This is a genomic window from Neobacillus novalis NBRC 102450, from assembly GCF_001591805.1.
GTDB classification, from domain to species: Bacteria; Bacillota; Bacilli; order Bacillales; family Cytobacillaceae; genus Neobacillus; species Neobacillus novalis.
On the sequence record NZ_BCVP01000015.1, the window covers coordinates 189281 to 205833 of the forward strand.

General features: G+C 34.9%; 16 protein-coding genes and 1 pseudogene. All 17 read left to right on the top strand.

Going from position 1 to position 16553, the window contains the following annotated elements:
- The first annotated feature begins 2 nt into the window (after window positions 1–2).
- A complete protein-coding gene (locus BANVL01_RS13050; RefSeq protein WP_066091328.1) occupies window positions 3–1802 on the top strand; it encodes an ABC transporter ATP-binding protein in 1800 nt (599 codons plus the stop codon).
- A gap of 229 nt (window positions 1803–2031) precedes the next feature.
- Window positions 2032–2775, top strand: a complete 744-nt coding sequence (locus tag BANVL01_RS13055; RefSeq protein ID WP_066091326.1) for a YveK family protein — start codon at window positions 2032–2034, stop codon at window positions 2773–2775.
- Window positions 2762–3418, top strand: a complete 657-nt coding sequence (locus tag BANVL01_RS13060; RefSeq protein ID WP_066091323.1) for a CpsD/CapB family tyrosine-protein kinase — start codon at window positions 2762–2764, stop codon at window positions 3416–3418. Before BANVL01_RS13055 ends, BANVL01_RS13060 begins: the two co-directional genes overlap by 14 nt.
- Window positions 3419–3730: 312 nt before the next feature.
- Entirely contained in the window at window positions 3731–5557 is a 1827-nt protein-coding gene (locus BANVL01_RS13065) for a polysaccharide biosynthesis protein (RefSeq protein ID WP_066091320.1), read from the top strand.
- Between the two features lie 12 nt (window positions 5558–5569).
- Window positions 5570–5656, top strand: a pseudogene (locus BANVL01_RS27275) (UTP--glucose-1-phosphate uridylyltransferase); the annotation flags it as partial.
- Window positions 5657–5687: 31 nt separating this feature from the next.
- The gene (locus BANVL01_RS13070) at window positions 5688–6839 is read left to right on the top strand and encodes a glycosyltransferase family 4 protein (RefSeq protein ID WP_066091318.1); all 1152 of its coding nucleotides are present in this window, start codon (window positions 5688–5690) and stop codon (window positions 6837–6839) included.
- Window positions 6824–7933 (top strand): glycosyltransferase family 1 protein, encoded by a 1110-nt coding sequence (locus tag BANVL01_RS13075; protein WP_066091316.1) that lies wholly within the window; start codon window positions 6824–6826, stop codon window positions 7931–7933. The genes BANVL01_RS13070 and BANVL01_RS13075 overlap by 16 nt, the downstream gene beginning before the upstream one ends.
- 7 nt (window positions 7934–7940) lie before the next feature.
- A complete protein-coding gene (locus tag BANVL01_RS13080) occupies window positions 7941–8834 on the top strand; it encodes a glycosyltransferase family 2 protein (protein ID WP_066091315.1) in 894 nt (297 codons plus the stop codon).
- 51 nt (window positions 8835–8885) lie between these two features.
- Window positions 8886–9956, top strand: a complete 1071-nt coding sequence (locus BANVL01_RS13085) for an EpsG family protein (RefSeq protein ID WP_066091314.1) — start codon at window positions 8886–8888, stop codon at window positions 9954–9956.
- Window positions 9957–10025: 69 nt separating this feature from the next.
- Window positions 10026–11117, top strand: coding sequence for a glycosyltransferase family 1 protein (locus BANVL01_RS13090; RefSeq protein WP_066096891.1), 1092 nt, complete (start codon window positions 10026–10028; stop codon window positions 11115–11117).
- Window positions 11118–11186: 69 nt separating this feature from the next.
- Window positions 11187–12383 carry a glycosyltransferase gene (locus BANVL01_RS13095; RefSeq protein WP_066091312.1) on the top strand — a complete coding sequence of 399 codons (1197 nt, stop codon included), beginning with the start codon at window positions 11187–11189 and terminating at the stop codon, window positions 12381–12383.
- A gap of 37 nt (window positions 12384–12420) precedes the next feature.
- Window positions 12421–12570 (top strand): hypothetical protein, encoded by a 150-nt coding sequence (locus tag BANVL01_RS27280; RefSeq protein ID WP_156482281.1) that lies wholly within the window; start codon window positions 12421–12423, stop codon window positions 12568–12570.
- A 27-nt stretch (window positions 12571–12597) separates the two neighbouring features.
- Window positions 12598–13212, top strand: coding sequence for a sugar transferase (locus BANVL01_RS13100; RefSeq protein WP_066091311.1), 615 nt, complete (start codon window positions 12598–12600; stop codon window positions 13210–13212).
- The gene (locus tag BANVL01_RS13105; protein ID WP_066091308.1) at window positions 13209–13859 is read left to right on the top strand and encodes an acetyltransferase; all 651 of its coding nucleotides are present in this window, start codon (window positions 13209–13211) and stop codon (window positions 13857–13859) included. The genes BANVL01_RS13100 and BANVL01_RS13105 overlap by 4 nt, the downstream gene beginning before the upstream one ends.
- Before the next feature lie 48 nt (window positions 13860–13907).
- Complete coding sequence (locus BANVL01_RS13110; protein WP_156482292.1) at window positions 13908–15041, top strand: DegT/DnrJ/EryC1/StrS family aminotransferase; 1134 nt, start codon at window positions 13908–13910, stop codon at window positions 15039–15041.
- Window positions 15042–15085: 44 nt separating this feature from the next.
- Window positions 15086–15436, top strand: coding sequence for a helix-turn-helix domain-containing protein (locus BANVL01_RS13115; RefSeq protein WP_066091304.1), 351 nt, complete (start codon window positions 15086–15088; stop codon window positions 15434–15436).
- Between the two features lie 86 nt (window positions 15437–15522).
- On the top strand, window positions 15523–16551 hold the full coding sequence (locus BANVL01_RS13120) for a glycosyltransferase family 2 protein (protein ID WP_066091301.1): 1029 nt from the start codon (window positions 15523–15525) through the stop codon (window positions 16549–16551).
- The last annotated feature ends 2 nt before the right edge of the window (window positions 16552–16553 follow it).

A 16553-nucleotide genomic window follows, 5' to 3' on the forward strand; every position in this document is an offset into this window, starting at 1 on the left:
GTATGAAATATGTTTTCTATTTTATGAAGCGTTTATATTCCTTATCAGGCCGAATTCTTTATTTTAACCTAATAGGCATGGTTTTGATAAGTTTATTTGAAGGAGTTGGTATTTTATTATTAATTCCGTTGATAAATCTTAGTGGGATAATAGATGTAAATTCTAAATCTACCCCTACCATATCGTGGTTGTCTGCATTTTTCAATGACTTCCCTAAAACATTGAGTTTATTTTTCATCTTAGGTGCATATATTTTGTTAATCATTACCCAAAGCTTTTTCCAAAGAAAACAAACAATCTTAAATATGAAAATTCAACAAGGTTTTATCCGTTATTTACGAGAGGATCTATATAAGTCCTTACTACAAGCAAATTGGGCGTTCTTCCTAAAAAAAAGAAAGTCAGATATTATTAATTTAATGACAAATGAAATAATGCTTGTAAGTGCTGGAACAAGTATGTTCCTTCAATTCCTAACCTCTATTGTATTTACATTGATTCAATTAGGGATTGCATTTTGGTTATCGCCACAATTAACTTTATTTGTACTATTATTTGGGATAGCTATTATCTTTTTTTCCAGGAAATTTATTAATAAGAATAATAAATTAGGAAAAGAAACCTTCGAACTTTCTCAATCGTATATTGCTGGTATTACAGACCAGTTTAATGGTATTAAAGACATTAAAAGTAATATGTTAGAAAAATCCCATTTAAAGTGGTTTAGGGAATTAAGTATAAACATGGAGGAAAATAGAATAAGTTTAGTTAAATTGAATACAATTTCTCAGTTTGTCTACAAAATAGTTTCAGCGTTTTTAATTGCAATTTTCATGTTTTTATCAATAAAAATGTTACAAGCCCAACCAGCACAGTTAATGCTGATTATTGTAATTTTTTCGAGGTTATGGCCACGGTTTAGCGGGATACAGTCTAATTTGGAGCAATTAGGATCAATTATTCCTTCCTTTAAAGCATTAATTGAATTGCAAAATCAGTGTTATGAGTCTAAGGAATTAAATGAAAAAGAACTCTACCTTGTAAAACCAATCGTATTAAAGGATGGATTGGAGTGTAGAAACGTCAGCTTCCGATATAATCTTGACGAACCTACGTACGCAGTACAAGATATAAATTTACAAATTCCAGCCAATCGTATGACAGCTTTTGTCGGTCGATCTGGAGCGGGAAAAAGTACATTAATAGATCTAATAATGGGGCTCAATCATCCGGAGAAAGGTCAAGTCTTAATCGATGGGAACATTCTCACAAGCGAAAATTTATTATCGTTGAGGCGGTCAATCAGCTATGTACCTCAGGATCCATTTTTATTTAATGCTACAATCCGAGAGAATTTGTTGATTATTGATCAAAATGCAAATGAGGAGCAAATTTGGGAAGCATTAGAGTTTGCGGCGGCAGCTGATTTTGTCAGAAAGTTACCGGATGGCCTGGATACTCTCATTGGTGATAGGGGGATAAGGCTTTCTGGAGGGGAACGGCAGAGACTTGTTCTAGCCCGAGCCATTCTACGTAAACCGTCAATCCTTGTTTTAGATGAAGCAACTAGCGCCTTAGATACGGAAAATGAATCTAAAATCCAAGAGGCAATAGAAAGACTAAAAGGAACAATGACAATTATTGTCATCGCACATCGTTTGTCTACCATCCGTAATGCAGACCAAGTAATTGTTTTAGATCAAGGGGAGATCATCCAACAAGGTCAATTTAATCAACTTGCTAGTGAAAAAAGGGGGGTATTTAGTAGTTTACTTAGAAAACAAATTGGGATCAGTGTTTGATGGTTTATTAATATTATCCTTACAGTATTTTCAAATAATTAGAAAAATTCCGTTGACTCGTTCTATATAAAGAACTATAATGATGGTTATAAAGTCTTATTTGTAGTAGAATAGTTATAGGAATTAAAAAAGTATAAAGAGTAAAATAAACAGAAATTATCCCTTTTTATCAAGAAGTTCTTTATTAAGAACAGATAAGGGCTATATGTCTTACAAAAAAGGTGGTTAAATGAATAATTTTGATCAATTTAACAATACGGAGAAAAAAAGGCCAAAGGAAATAAATTTAAAAGAATTATTTCAAGTTATTAAAAGACGGTTTTGGATAATTGCGATAGTTACCATGTTTGCCGGTATTGTCGGGGGACTGCAGAGTCAAACCAAGACTATTCCGCTGTATCAATCTTCATCAAGAATCGTAATTGGTGCAAATGAAGAATTAAGAAAAACCCTTCAGGTAATCATTAGAGACTCAATCATTTTAGACAAAGTGATAAAAGAACTAGATCTTAATAGATCGGCTGAAGTATTGGCTGGTCAAATAAGTGTTGCTAGTGTCGAGGGGTCCCAGGTTGTAAGTATTAGTGTTATAGATATGGATCCTATTTTCGCGGCAACACTAGCAGATAAGACAGCCGAGGTATTTAAGGATGAATTACCAAAGATATTCGGTCCAGAATATAACTTTATACGGTTATTGTCGGGGGCTAAAGTAAGCCCAGTACCTATCAATCAAAGTAACAATAATAAGTTATATATCGCGATTGTCGGTGGTTTAATTGTTGGAATTGGTTTGGCATTTTTATTAGAGTCATTCGATGATAGGATTCGTTCCACCCGTGAAATCGAATTATTGCTTGGGGTACGTGTATTAGGAAGGGTGTCAAAAGTAAGCAAAAGAAGTGTTAAAAAGAAAACTAATATTATGCAGCTTGATTATCATCTAAGGGGTGAGAATATTGGTAATAAATAAGCGCAAATCTTTGTCAGATAACAAAAAAAGGACAATTGTTACCTACACTCATCCAGAATCAAAGATCTCGGAGCAATTTCGGACAATTCAAGCAAACATTAAATTTTCGATGATGGAAGAAAAAAGTCGAATCTTTTTAATTACATCGCCTAGTGATGGTGAAGGTAAGTCAACTATTGCGGCTAATCTGGCAGTATCAATGGCACAACAGAAAGAGAAGGTTTTATTAATTGATGCAAATATAAGGAAACCTGCTTTGCATTCCTTTTTTAAGAAATCTAATTCAGTGGGTCTAACAGATGTACTTACTGGGAAAGTATCTTTCTATGAGGCTATTCAACATACAGAAATCGTAAGGCTAGATCTCTTAGTAAGTGGGCTTATCCAGTATAATCCAGTCGAATTATTGAGTTCTCATATGATGCAGGAACTTCTGAAAACAGCATCGAAATCATATGCTGCAATATTAATAGATACAAATGCACTTTTAGAGGTAACAGATACCAAATTATTGGCAAATCAATGTGATGGGGTTATATTGGTCATCAAAAACGGTAAAACAAAATTTGAGAAAGCGGCTGAAGCAAAAAAAGTGTTAGAATTTGCAAAGGCAAATTTGGTTGGGGTTGTAATGAATAAATAGGAATTCATAACGAGAAGTTGAAAAGGGAAAAATTTTTATCACTTATGTTCGTTATTAAGAAAATTTTGTTCCTTTAAGAATGAAAAACTGATTCTGGTGATGTCTCCTTACCGTTATCGATGGAGGTACTCGGTCATGCTGTGGGTCTTTTGACCTTAGACGCTAGTCGTCGAAAGTATGATGTGAGGACGGGTTAGATGCCCAAGTTAAATAAAAATGTTAATTATGTGTTCTTTACGAAGTTAACATAATTAACATTTTTATTTTAAACAGATTTTATTCATAAAAGTCCTTTAATAAAGGGGGGATAGTATGACCTATCGACAGAGATTATCATTATTTATTGTTATAGATTCATGTATTGTCTTAACGGCCATTTTCTTCAGTCGTTTCCTAGTCAATGGAACTTTTCATGTGATTACTTTTCCAATCGTATTAAGCTCAATGGTTATTTTACTAAGTCATTATTTACTTTCATTCAAATTCCATCTATACAAAAAAGCCTGGGAATACGCCAGTATTGGAGAGTTAATAAGTATTTTAAAGGTTATCACAATCTCCATCCTCATTGCAGCTGTTGTACAGCAGCTCATCGCTCGAGAAGTACAGTTTCGTTTACTGACCGTAACGTGGTTACTCGATATGTCTTTTATCGGCGGTTCCCGGTTTTGTTGGAGAATGTATCGGGATTCATACCTCAATAAAATCGGTAACAAAAAGAGAACGCTTATTGTTGGAGCGGGGTCTGCGGGAATGATGGTAGCAAGACAACTTCTAAAAAATAACGAGGCTGATTTACTGCCAGTTGGTTTTATCGATGATGATGATAAAAAGCATAAACTTGATATTTTAGGATTATCCGTCATTGGTGGAATTAACCAGATTGAAGCTGCAGTCGTTGCTTTAGGAATTAAGAATATTGTCATTGCTATCCCGTCACTTAGCAAAAAGGAATTAAATATGATTTTTCAAGAATGTGCAAAGACAAGTGCAAAAACACAAATTCTTCCCATGCTTGAGGATCTGATGACGGGAAAAGTATCTGTTAAACAATTCCGGGATGTACAGGTAGAGGATCTACTGGGTAGGGAGCAAGTAGAGTTAGATATTAATAGTATTGCCGAAAATATCACAAATAAAGTTGTATTAGTTACTGGAGCTGGGGGTTCAATTGGTTCAGAAATTTGCCGGCAAATTTCTAAGTTTAATCCTAGTCGCTTAATCTTACTTGGTCACGGCGAAAATAGCATTTATTCGATTGAGATGGAATTAAAGGAAACCTTTAAGAATACAGATATTGAATTTATTCCAGTGATTGCTGATTTGCAGGATGCAAAGAAAATGATGCTTGTTATGAGTACATATCTACCTGATGCAGTCTATCACGCAGCTGCTCATAAGCACGTTCCACTAATGGAGGCAAATCCTGAGGAAGCTGTGAAAAATAACATAATTGGAACAATGAATGCAGCAAAGGCAGCAAGTTGGAATGGGGTCGAAACGTTTGTAATGATTTCAACTGATAAAGCAGTGAATCCTACGAGTGTAATGGGTGCAACCAAAAGGCTTGCAGAAATGATTATTCAGTATATGGACAGTGAGAGTGAGACTAAATTTGTTGTTGTTCGGTTTGGGAATGTTCTAGGAAGCAGAGGCAGTGTCATCCCTTTGTTTAAAAGACAAATTGAAAGTGGAGGACCTGTCACGGTAACTCATCCTAATATGGTTCGTTACTTTATGACCATCCCGGAAGCATCGCGGTTAGTACTTCAAGCTGGCTCACTTGCGAAAGGTGGGGAAATATTTATTTTAGATATGGGCGACCCCGTGAAAATTGTTGATTTAGCCAAGAATTTAATAAAACTTTCAGGAAGCTCCATTGATGAGATTGGGATTGAATTTACCGGAATGAGACCAGGAGAAAAGCTTTTTGAAGAGTTATTAAAAGAAGATGAAGTTCATGAAGAGCAAATTTATCCAAAAATATATATTGGGAAAACTTCTGAACTATTAATACAAGAAATAGAAGAAGTGATCTCATCATACTCAAAGCTTGATAAAGAGGAAATTAGGAAAAGATTGATTACCCTTGCTAACTATAAAGTAGTTCCAAAACAAAAGTTATCAGTTTCCGTATAGAGGAGTGTAAGAATGAAAATTAAAAAAGCAATTATACCTGCTGCGGGGCTGGGAACAAGATTTCTTCCCCCAACAAAGGCAATGCCAAAAGAGCTAATTAAGGAAATTTAAATAAGGTGGGAGGATTGAAATGCATAAAAAGGCGCTTTTTTGTGCAACTGTCGATTATCATTTCAAAGCCTTTCATTTGCCATATTTGAAGTGGTTTAAGGAGCAGGGATGGGAAGTGCATGTTGCAGCATGTGGTGACATGAAACTTCCGTATGTGGACAGAAAATATAATATCCCAATTCAAAGATCACCTCTTAACAACAAAAATATAGTTGCATATAAAGAGCTTAAATCAATAATCGATGAAAATCAGTATAAAATTATCCATTGCCACACTCCGACGGGGGGAGTTCTTACCAGGCTAGCGGCAAGAGAGGCAAGAAAAAATGGAACAAAGGTCTTATATACAGCCCATGGGTTCCATTTTTGTAAAGGTGGCCCAGTTAGAAATTGGTTGCTATATTATCCAATTGAAAGATATCTTGCTAGGTTTACGGATTGCCTGATTACAATCAATCAAGAGGATTATATCATTGCAAAGAATCATCGGTTTAAAGCGAAAGAAATTGAACATATACATGGCGTTGGGGTGGATACAGACTTTTACAAACCAGTTGAAGAAACAGATAAATCCCTTTTAAGGAAAGAACATGGATATTATATTCATGATTTTTTATTGTTTTACGCTGCGGAATTCAATAAGAATAAAAACCAAAAGTTATTGATTGAATCATTAGCCTTAATTAAGGATGAGGTACCAAATGCAAAGCTATTACTTGCTGGGGTGGGACCTTTACAACAGGAATGCCAAGAACTTTCCCTTAGATTAGGTGTCGCTGAAATGGTTGACTTCCTTGGATATCGGAATGATATTGATATCTTACTAAAAATGAGTGATATAGCTGTTGCCTCAAGTCTTAGAGAGGGACTCCCCGTAAATATTATGGAAGCAATGGCATGTGGGTTACCCATTATAGCTAATGATAATAGGGGGCATAAAGAACTAATTGAAAATAGCAAAAACGGCTGGTTAATAAGGAATAATTCAGAGGATTTCTCAAAACAAATTAAAACTCTAGCCAATAATAGAGAACTTAAAACTAAATTTGGGATTGAAGGACGGAACATGATACTAGCTAGATTTTGTATACAAAAGGTTCTTGAAGAAAAGAGCCGTATTTATAGAAATCATATGGGTGAAATGGAGGAAGTAATTTGGGCAATCCATTAAGGATATTACATGTGGTTGTCAATATGAACCGTGGTGGTGCAGAAACCTTAATCATGAATCTGTATCGGAATATAGATAGATCAAGGGTTCAATTTGATTTCTTAACATGTAAAGAGGGGGTATTCGATACAGAGATAGTTAAACTGGGTGGTATAGTTCACAGAATCCCATATATCTCAGAAGTTGGACACTTTAAATATGTTAAAGAACTAAATAAATTTTTTACAATAAATAATCATTATAAAGTTGTTCATTCACACATGGATAAGATGACCGGTTTAGTTCTCCGCGAAGCTAAAAAAGCAGGTATACCTATCCGCATATCACATAGCCATAATACTAGTAGTGAGGGAGGGCTGGCTTCAAAAGTATATAAATGGTACGCGGGGAAGTTTATCCTTCCAAATACAACAAATTTTTTTGCATGCTCAAATTATGCTGCTGAGTGGTTGTTTAAGAACAGATCACACGCTGCCAGAATCTTAAAGAATGGAATTGAATGTGATAAATTTGTATTTTCTCAAGGGGTTAGAGAAGAGGTAAGAAAGGAACTAGAGCTAGATAAAAATGTATTCATTCTAGGGCACGTGGGTAGATTTGCTCATCAGAAAAATCATGGATTTCTTATTAATACTTTTGCTGAATATCACAAAATAAATCAAGATTCCGTTTTGATTTTAGTTGGAGATGGGCCGCTGCGTTTAGAAATTGAGAAACAGGTTGTAGAGTCAAATTTAAAAGATAAGGTAATATTTATGGGGATTCGAAGTGACATCCAGCGTTTACTGCAAGCATTTGACGTTTTTGTATTTCCTTCTTTACATGAAGGATTACCTGTTTCATTAATTGAGGCCCAAGGCGCCGGATTACCATGTATAATATCTGATAATATATCTCATGAAGTTGAAATTGGAAGTGATTTAGTTGAATTTATTCCTTTATCAGATAAAAGTTTGTGGGTCGAAAAAATCAAGGGAATATCATCTACAAATTTAAGGAGAAGAGATTTTACAAATACAATAGCAAAACAGGGGTATGACATAAGGGAAACAGCGGGAAATATAGAAGACTTTTACTTAGGTATATCGGGGTGACTTTTAAATGAAATTATTGACCGTATTTACTCCGACCTATAATCGAGCATATTGTCTTAATGCGTGTTATCAAAGCCTTCTTCGTCAAACGTGTAAAGATTTTGTATGGTTAATAATTGATGACGGGTCGACTGATAAAACAAGAGAATTAGTAAATAGCTGGATTAAGGAGAACCGGATTGAAATCAACTATCATTGGCAAGAAAACCAGGGGATGCATGGTGCACATAATACCGCCTATGAACTTATTAATACAGAACTAAATGTTTGTATTGACTCTGATGACTACATGCCTGAACATGCCGTTGAAAAGATTAAAATGTTTTGGAAAAGGTACGGCAGTGACAAGGTGAGTGGAATAATTGGTCTGGACTCTTATACTGATAAGAGCATCATCGGTACTGATTTACCTAAAGGTCTTCAAAGTTCTACATTGTATGATCTATATTACAAATATGGTGTAACAGGTGATAAAAAGCTTGTTTATCGAACCCAACTCACCAAGCAGCATCCATACCCTATATTTGAGAACGAAAAATATGTAGGCTTGGCCTATAAATACTATATGCTTGACATGGAATATGAATTGCTCTTATTGAATGAAGTGCTTTGTTGTGTTGAGTATCTTCCTGATGGTTCTTCATTAAATATGTTTAATCAGTATCGTAAGAATCCCAGGGGATTTGCTTTCTACCGTAAAGAGCTTATGAAGTTACCATTTACTAGTTTCTCATTTAAGTTTAGGCAGGCCATACATTATGTTTCAAGTAGTCTAATGATTAAGAATTGGAGACTTTTAAGCGAGACACCAGGTAAAATGCTAACACTTTTGGCCATTCCATTCGGCATTTTTTTATACTTTTATATTGCTACAAAAACAAGCCAGCCTGAATCAGGTTAAACTTTACTGAAAACGATTATTAAACTAAGAATTACGGAAGGAACTATAATTATGACCATTCTATGGATCAATCTTGCCATAGTTTTTGTTTTGTCATTGTTTTCAAGATACTTCTCAGTTTCCACAGTGGGATTGCCCACTTCAGTTCCAATAAAACCAAATAAATTATTAGCTTTTGGTGCAATGATCTCTTTGGTACTAGTTGCAGGTCTTAGGTCTAATATCGGGGATACTTATTTTTATAAGCATATATTTGAAACAAATGATTTCACTTGGGAATATGTCAATTCGCAAAAAGATATTGGTTTTGGGATCATGCAAATGATTTTAAAAATGTATTCCAATGACCCTCAAATCTTAATTTTTACAACTGCTATTATTACAAATATACTTATCGTTCTTGTTTTGTACAAATACTCGCGTTTGTTTGAATTAAGCACGTATGTTTATATTACAGGCGGGTTATTTTTAGTTTCCATGAATGGTATGAGGCAATGCCTTGCAGCTGCGATAGTGTTTACTGCAACCAAATATTTAATAAACGGCAATTGGTTTAAATATATTTTAATTGTACTTTTTGCCTCTACCTTTCATGAAAGTGCTTTGGTTCTAATCCCAATTTATTTTATGGTTAGATTTAAAGCATGGTCAAAAGCAACGTTTATTCTCTTATCCTTCTCAGTAGTTATTGTTATAGGATTTGATAAATTTTCAGGTATATTATTTTCAGCTATCCAAGATACGCAATATGGTCACTATCAGAGTTTTGATGAAGGTGGAGCAAGTTTTATGAGGGTTGCAGTAAATGGTGTCCCCCTTATAATCGCCTATCTTGGGAGGGATAAGCTTAGGAAAATATTCCCTGAGAGTGACTATATAGTAAATATGGCAATAATCGGATTAGTCTTTATGATTGTTTCCACACAAAATTGGATTTTTGCAAGGTTCTCAATTTATTTCGGTTTATATGAACTTATTCTTATTTCATGGATTATAAAGTTATTTAATGAGAAGGATCAAAGGTTCATCTATTATGCACTTTTGATATGTTATTTTTTATTTTATTATTTCGAAAGTGTTATTTCTTTAAATATCATTTATAAAAGTAATTATTTATTATAGAAATTTTCAGTATGGGGGGTGAATACATTGGAAAATACACCTAATCGAATATTACATATTGTTAGCTCAATGGAACGCGGTGGGGCAGAAACCCTAATCATGAATATTTATAGGAATTTGGATCGATCAAAAATTCAATTTGACTTTATATCACATTCAGGTAAACAAGGAGATTATGAAAAGGAAATTTTGGAGCTGGGGGGAAGAATATTCAAAGTTCCCAGTTTAGGGCGACTTGGTCCAATCGCTTATATAAAAGAATTAGTAAAAATTATGTCAGCAAATTCTTTTATTGCTGTTCATTCTCATACAGACTTTCAAAGTGGTTTTCCTGCTTTAGCAGCAAAAATAAGCGGGATTAAAAAGAGAATTTGTCATTCCCATAGTACCAATTGGAATAGGGGAAATCGATATTCTGAAAAATTGATGTTAAAAATCCTTCGAACAATAATTAAATTTTCTGCAACACATTATTGTAGCTGCAGCAAAGAAGCAGCGGAGTTTCTCTTTGGAAAGAAGATGCTTAATAAAGGAATAGTGAGTATTCTTAAAAATGGTATTAATATCACCCAATTTTCCGGTATAGACACAAACTTTAAAGAAAGTGTTTTCGATGAGTTGGAACTCCCAAGAAATTCGAAGATTTTAGGTCATGTAGGGCGGTTCTCGGATTCAAAGAATCATATGTTTATCTTAAAAGTTTTAAAGAAATTAGCAGAGGAAGACAATTGTTTTGTGGCCCTATTAATAGGTGACGGTCCCCTAAAAGACAGTATTGAAAAAGAAGCACAAAGGCTAGGAATTTTAAATAACCTAAGGCTCTTAGGGGTAAGAGAGGATATCCCCAGATTAATGAAAGCCTTTGATGTATTCCTATTTCCTTCACAATTTGAAGGTTTTGGTATTGTAGCATTGGAGGCCCAATGTGCGGGAACTCCATGTGTCATTTCCGATGCAGTGCCAAAAACGACAGATATGGGATTAGGATTAACATCATATGTCAGTCTTGATGAGAGGATAGAAATTTGGTGTTCGGAAGTTAAAGCAGCCTTAAATAAGGAAAGACCCGATAGTAAGTTAATTAACCAAGAGATATCCCAAAGAGGCTATAATATTGAAAATAACCTCTATAATTGGATTGATTTATATGGTGCTAGCTGACGGAGGAAAACGCATTGTAAGCCAGGATAAAACGTAACATAATAATTTGTTATTGGCGAGGAAATTTATATGAAAAAAACAATACTAATTACATCCTTTGACTTGGCTATAGGTGGTGTAGAAAGAAGTTTAATAGGGTTATTAAGTCAAATTGATTACACAAAATATGATGTAGATTTAATGTTATTTAAACATGAAGGAGAATTCCTCCCATTCTTGCCAACCGGTCCTAAATTATTACCAGAACTACCTTCCTACACAACCTTTAGAATGCCAATTGCCCAAATAGCAAAAGAAGGACATTTTCCTATTGCTATTTCGAGAATCATTGCGAAATATATCGGATCGTTTCACGGAAAAATGAAAAATATTGATGAACCGGGCTACCTGGTTATTCAATATGGTTGGGAGATGGCTAATCGCTATTTGCCAAAATTATATAAAGAGTATGATGTGGCCATAGGTTTTCTATGGCCACATCATTTTGTAGCCGAAAAGGTAAAAGCAAAAAGAAGGATAGGATGGATACATACAGATTATTCCAATATCCATTTGAACAGGAAACTAGAAACAAAGATGTGGGATAAATTAGATAATATCGTTGCTGTGTCGGAGGAATGTTCAAACACTTTCATAAATATATTTCCGGACCAAGAACAAAAGACAATGGTGATAGAAAATATTTTATCTCCCGCATTTATCAGGAAACAAGCAGATGAAAACCAACCTGAAGAAATTAAAAAGACTCCTGGGAAAACGATTCTATTAACAGTTGGTCGCTTTTCCCATGCAAAAGGGTTGGATTATGCAATAAAGGCATGTAAAGAATTGGTGAATGCTGGTTACGATGTTGAGTGGTATGTAGTTGGATATGGTCCCCTTGAAGCTGACTTAAGAGAAATCATCAACCAATTAGACTTGTCAAATAGGTTCTTTCTGATAGGTAAAAAGACAAATCCATATCCATACATTAAAGCATGTGATATCTATGTACAGCCATCAAGATATGAAGGCAAGGCGGTTACGATTAGAGAAGCCCAAATATTAGGGAAGCCTGTTGTTATCACAAATTTCCCAACAGCTAAAAGCCAAGCATCTGATGGAGTTGATGCTTTAATAACCACTCAAGATGTTACTGGTATTGCGAAGGGAATTGAAAATTTAATAAACGATGATAATCTGCGGAATAAGCTAATAGCAAATGTTCTATCAAAGGATTATGGGAACGAAAGCGAAATTGAAAAGTTATATAACCTAATAGGTTAGGAATATTGAACCTATGTATATTTATTAGGGTAGAAAAATGGATGCTTCAAAATTATTAGCTCAACAAAAATTTCAGCAAATATTAATTCAAACAATTGCGAGTTCTCAGGATAATTTAAATATTAGAGTCATAGAATTAATAGAGGTAATTAAACAACAAATTATTTCAGAAAAAAGTCAAGTGTAAACTTAGAATTGTAGGGGATGGCTTGTATTGAAGCGAATGTTTGATCTCTCAGTATCATTGGTTTTGTTAGTGGGTCTTTCTCCCATCTTTATTATTATTGCTTTGTTGGTAAAGTTAAAATTAGGATCGCCAATCCTATTCAGACAGCTGCGCCCTGGATTAGGGGGAAAACCATTTTACCTTTATAAACTTAGAACAATGACAAATGAAAAAGATCATAAAGGCCAGTTACTACCCGACTATGAAAGGCTGACCCACTTTGGTCAGTTTCTAAGAAAATATAGTTTAGATGAATACCCACAATTAATTAATGTGATCAAGGGGGATATCAGTTTAGTTGGACCAAGGCCATTGTTGATGGAGTATCTTCCGTTATATACAAAAGAGCAATCAATAAGACATGATGTTAGACCTGGCATAACCGGTTGGGCACAAGTAAATGGAAGGAATGCGATATCGTGGGAAGAGAAATTTGAATTAGATGTTTGGTATGTAAACAATCGATCCTTCTTCCTTGATACGAAAATTCTATTTTTAACAGTCTTCAAAGTAGCGACTTCTGAGGGAATAAATCAGCCAGGAAAGGCTACAATGGAATGCTTTAAAGGGTCGAGTTCCACTGTGAGAGGGGGACATGGATGAAAATTGTAGTGATTGGACGTGGAGGTCACAGTAAAGTAATCGCTGATATGATTTTATCGGACAAAGAAAATGAAATTGTCGGTTTTTTAGATGATAAATACGATGATGTAGGACTGGTTGAGAATGTCTATTGTGGTCCAATTTCCACTGCTATACATTTGCTTGAACATTCCCGAGACTTAAAATTTGTCATTGCGATTGGGGATAATAAGGTTCGCCAATCCATTGTTCGGAAATTAAATATTCCTGATAAGAATTATATTTCTGTCATTCATAAATCGGCTGTTATTAGTCCTAGTGCCAAGATTGGCCATGGTACAGTTGTCATGCCTCATGCGGTCATAAATGCAGATACAAGAATCGGTGTTCATTCAATAGTAAACACAGCCTCAGTGATTGAACATGATAGTGTAGTTGGGGAATTTTGCCATGTGTGCCCAGGAACCACTTTAACAGGAACTGTTCAACTAGGTAAAGGAAGCTATGTTGGCGCAGGGGCGACAATTATCCCAAACGCTAAGATTGGTGACTGGGCCATTATTGGTGCAGGGGCAACGGTCATAACGGATATACCCTCCCATTGTACAGCTGTTGGTATTCCTGCCAAGATTAAAAAAGTTAATCCCGTGATGGAAGAGGTGAATTAATTGATAAATACAACATATAAAAAGAGGGTTTTTCTTTCATCGCCACATATGAGCGGGGATGAGCTAAGGTATATAAAGGAAGCCTTTGACACCAATTGGATAGCACCGCTCGGACCGAATGTTGATGAATTTGAAAAAGAAATAGCCGAATATGTAGGAGCCAATGAAGCTGTTGCCGTAAGTTCAGGAACTGCAGCGATTCATTTGGCTCTTTCTTTATTAAATGTAAAAAAGGGTGACAAAGTTTTTTGTTCAAGCCTCACCTTTATTGCAAGTGCCAATCCGATTATTTATCAGGGAGCGGAGCCAGTATTTATCGATTCCGAGCCAGTTACATGGAATATGTCTCCCGATGCTTTAGAAAAGGCATTTAAAGATGCATCGGATGAAGGAAATCTACCGAAAGCAGTCATCGTTGTGAACCTGTATGGGCAAAGTGCAAAAATGGATGAGATAACTTCCATTTGTGATCATTACAATGTTCCAATGATTGAAGATGCTGCCGAATCCATTGGTTCTACATATAAAGGAAAAGCAAGCGGAACATTTGGCCAGTTTGGTATTTATTCATTTAATGGTAACAAGATTATCACAACTTCTAGTGGCGGTATGCTTATTTCGAACGATACGGGTGCATTAAAAAAAGCCCGCTTTTTGGCCACTCAAGCCCGGGATCCGGCGCCGCATTATCAACATAGCAATATTGGATTTAATTATCGAATGAGCAATATCCTTGCTGGGGTTGGAAGAGCTCAATTAAGGGTTTTAGATGAACGTGTGAAAGCAAGAAGAAATATTTTTAACAGATATTATCAGGAATTAGCTAATCTACCGGGATTTTACTTCATGCCTGAACTAGAAAATACCTTTTCCAATCGTTGGCTGACAGCCCTCACTATAAATGAAGAAGAGGCAGGTGTTTCAGTTGGGGAATTGTTAAAGGCCTTAACCGAAGAAAATATTGAAGCACGGCCTGTTTGGAAGCCGCTTCATATGCAGCCTATTTTTCAAGGGGTTAAATATTATCCACATGGTGAAAACGAGAATATCTCCGAATATCTATTTATAAATGGGATATGTTTACCCTCAGGATCTAATTTGAATGAAGATGACCAAACAAGAATTATTAATTGTATTAAAGATACGGTATCTATAGGGAATGAAAGAAAGAGATATGTTTAATTATCGTGCATGAAATTTTAGAAGACAAAAACGGGGTATGTCTAATGATAGGAAGAAATATATATGAAATTCGAATGAAAAAAGGTTTCACATTATCAGAGCTTGCAGAACGCGCTGGGATTTCAAAGTCCTACCTAAGTAATATTGAGCGAAACTTAAACCAGAATCCCTCCATTCAAGTCATTAGAAAGATTGCCCAGGTTTTGGATGTTGATCTAAAGATTCTGATAAAAACAGGGCCAAATGATGAAGAGCAACAATTACCAGATAAAGAGTGGATTGATTTAGCAAATGAATTTAAAAAATCAGGGATTGAAAAGAATCAAATCCAAGAATTTAAACAATTAATTGAATTTATTAAGTGGCAGAATCAAAATATGGATACAAAAAAATAAGTACTTTTGAGGTTTTATGCTTTCCGGATCTGGCCGACTTCACCATTTCCTTTCTATTTAAAATAATGAAGGTAGGCGGATGCTAATTGAATCAAAAAGTAAGTGTGGTTGTTCCGATATATAAGGTTGAACAATATCTTGCAAGATGTGTAGAAAGTATTTTGGAACAAACATATACGAATTTAGAAGTTATTCTTGTGAATGATGGATCCCCTGATAATTGTGGAACCATCGCAGAAAGCTATGCAATATCCGATAATCGGGTCAAAGTATTCCATAAGGAAAACGGAGGATTATCTGATGCTAGAAATCATGGTATGCAGTATGTAACAGGAGAATATACTATTTTTGTTGACAGTGATGATTGGTTAGAGAGAAGTATGATAGAGGAACTTGTCAAAATAAGTAGTGAATATGAAGCAGAAGTAGTGCAATCAGCATTTTATTATGCCTACAATGATCACCTGTTATTTGACAATAGGGTTTATAACCAGAAGGCTTCTCCGGTAGTATTGGATAATAAATTATTAATGTATGAACTTGTAAGAAACAACGTAGTCAAAAATTTTGCCTGGGGCAAGCTCTATAAAACTAAGCTAATCAAAGACATTCCTTTTAAAAAAGGTGTTTTATTCGAAGATGTATTTTGGGCCCATCAAGTTATGCGGAGCGTGCAAACGTTTGTTTGTTTAAATACCCCCTATTATTTTTACTTGCAAAGAGATGATAGCATTGTAGCAACCTATTCTCCAAGGAACTTGGATATTCTTAAGGGATTAAAAGAAAGACATCGTTTTATTGAAAAGTACTACGTAAATCTAACGAATGAATCATATAAGACACTTTTAAAAACCAATTTAATCCATTACAACCTTCTTTTAAGGAACAGGAAAAAAGATTATAAAGGGTTGTATCGGAAAGAAATATACGAGTATATCAAGGGGAATTTTACAGAAATTAAAAAAGCAGCGGAAGATGATGAACTCCTAAAAAAACAACTTATACTGTTTATAATTCATCCGTATTTAAACGTCTTTTTTCTGATTCTTCAAAAGGTATTAAGAAAAGTAAAAATTCTACCTCAACCGATTGGTCTGGAACGAATTGATTTTTAAGG

What these genes read in the sequence shown, in the direction of transcription:
- BANVL01_RS13050 (WP_066091328.1), top strand. Translation starts at nt 3, where the DNA reads ATGAAATATGTTTTCTATTTTATGAAGCGTTTATATTCCTTATCAGGC.
- BANVL01_RS13055 (WP_066091326.1), top strand. Translation starts at nt 2,032, where the DNA reads ATGAATAATTTTGATCAATTTAACAATACGGAGAAAAAAAGGCCAAAG.
- BANVL01_RS13065 (WP_066091320.1), top strand. Translation starts at nt 3,731, where the DNA reads ATGACCTATCGACAGAGATTATCATTATTTATTGTTATAGATTCATGT.
- BANVL01_RS13070 (WP_066091318.1), top strand. Translation starts at nt 5,688, where the DNA reads ATGCATAAAAAGGCGCTTTTTTGTGCAACTGTCGATTATCATTTCAAA.
- BANVL01_RS13080 (WP_066091315.1), top strand. Translation starts at nt 7,941, where the DNA reads ATGAAATTATTGACCGTATTTACTCCGACCTATAATCGAGCATATTGT.
- BANVL01_RS13085 (WP_066091314.1), top strand. Translation starts at nt 8,886, where the DNA reads ATGACCATTCTATGGATCAATCTTGCCATAGTTTTTGTTTTGTCATTG.
- BANVL01_RS13090 (WP_066096891.1), top strand. Translation starts at nt 10,026, where the DNA reads ATGGAACGCGGTGGGGCAGAAACCCTAATCATGAATATTTATAGGAAT.
- BANVL01_RS13095 (WP_066091312.1), top strand. Translation starts at nt 11,187, where the DNA reads ATGAAAAAAACAATACTAATTACATCCTTTGACTTGGCTATAGGTGGT.
- BANVL01_RS27280 (WP_156482281.1), top strand. Translation starts at nt 12,421, where the DNA reads ATGGATGCTTCAAAATTATTAGCTCAACAAAAATTTCAGCAAATATTA.
- BANVL01_RS13105 (WP_066091308.1), top strand. Translation starts at nt 13,209, where the DNA reads ATGAAAATTGTAGTGATTGGACGTGGAGGTCACAGTAAAGTAATCGCT.
- BANVL01_RS13110 (WP_156482292.1), top strand. Translation starts at nt 13,908, where the DNA reads ATGAGCGGGGATGAGCTAAGGTATATAAAGGAAGCCTTTGACACCAAT.
- BANVL01_RS13115 (WP_066091304.1), top strand. Translation starts at nt 15,086, where the DNA reads ATGATAGGAAGAAATATATATGAAATTCGAATGAAAAAAGGTTTCACA.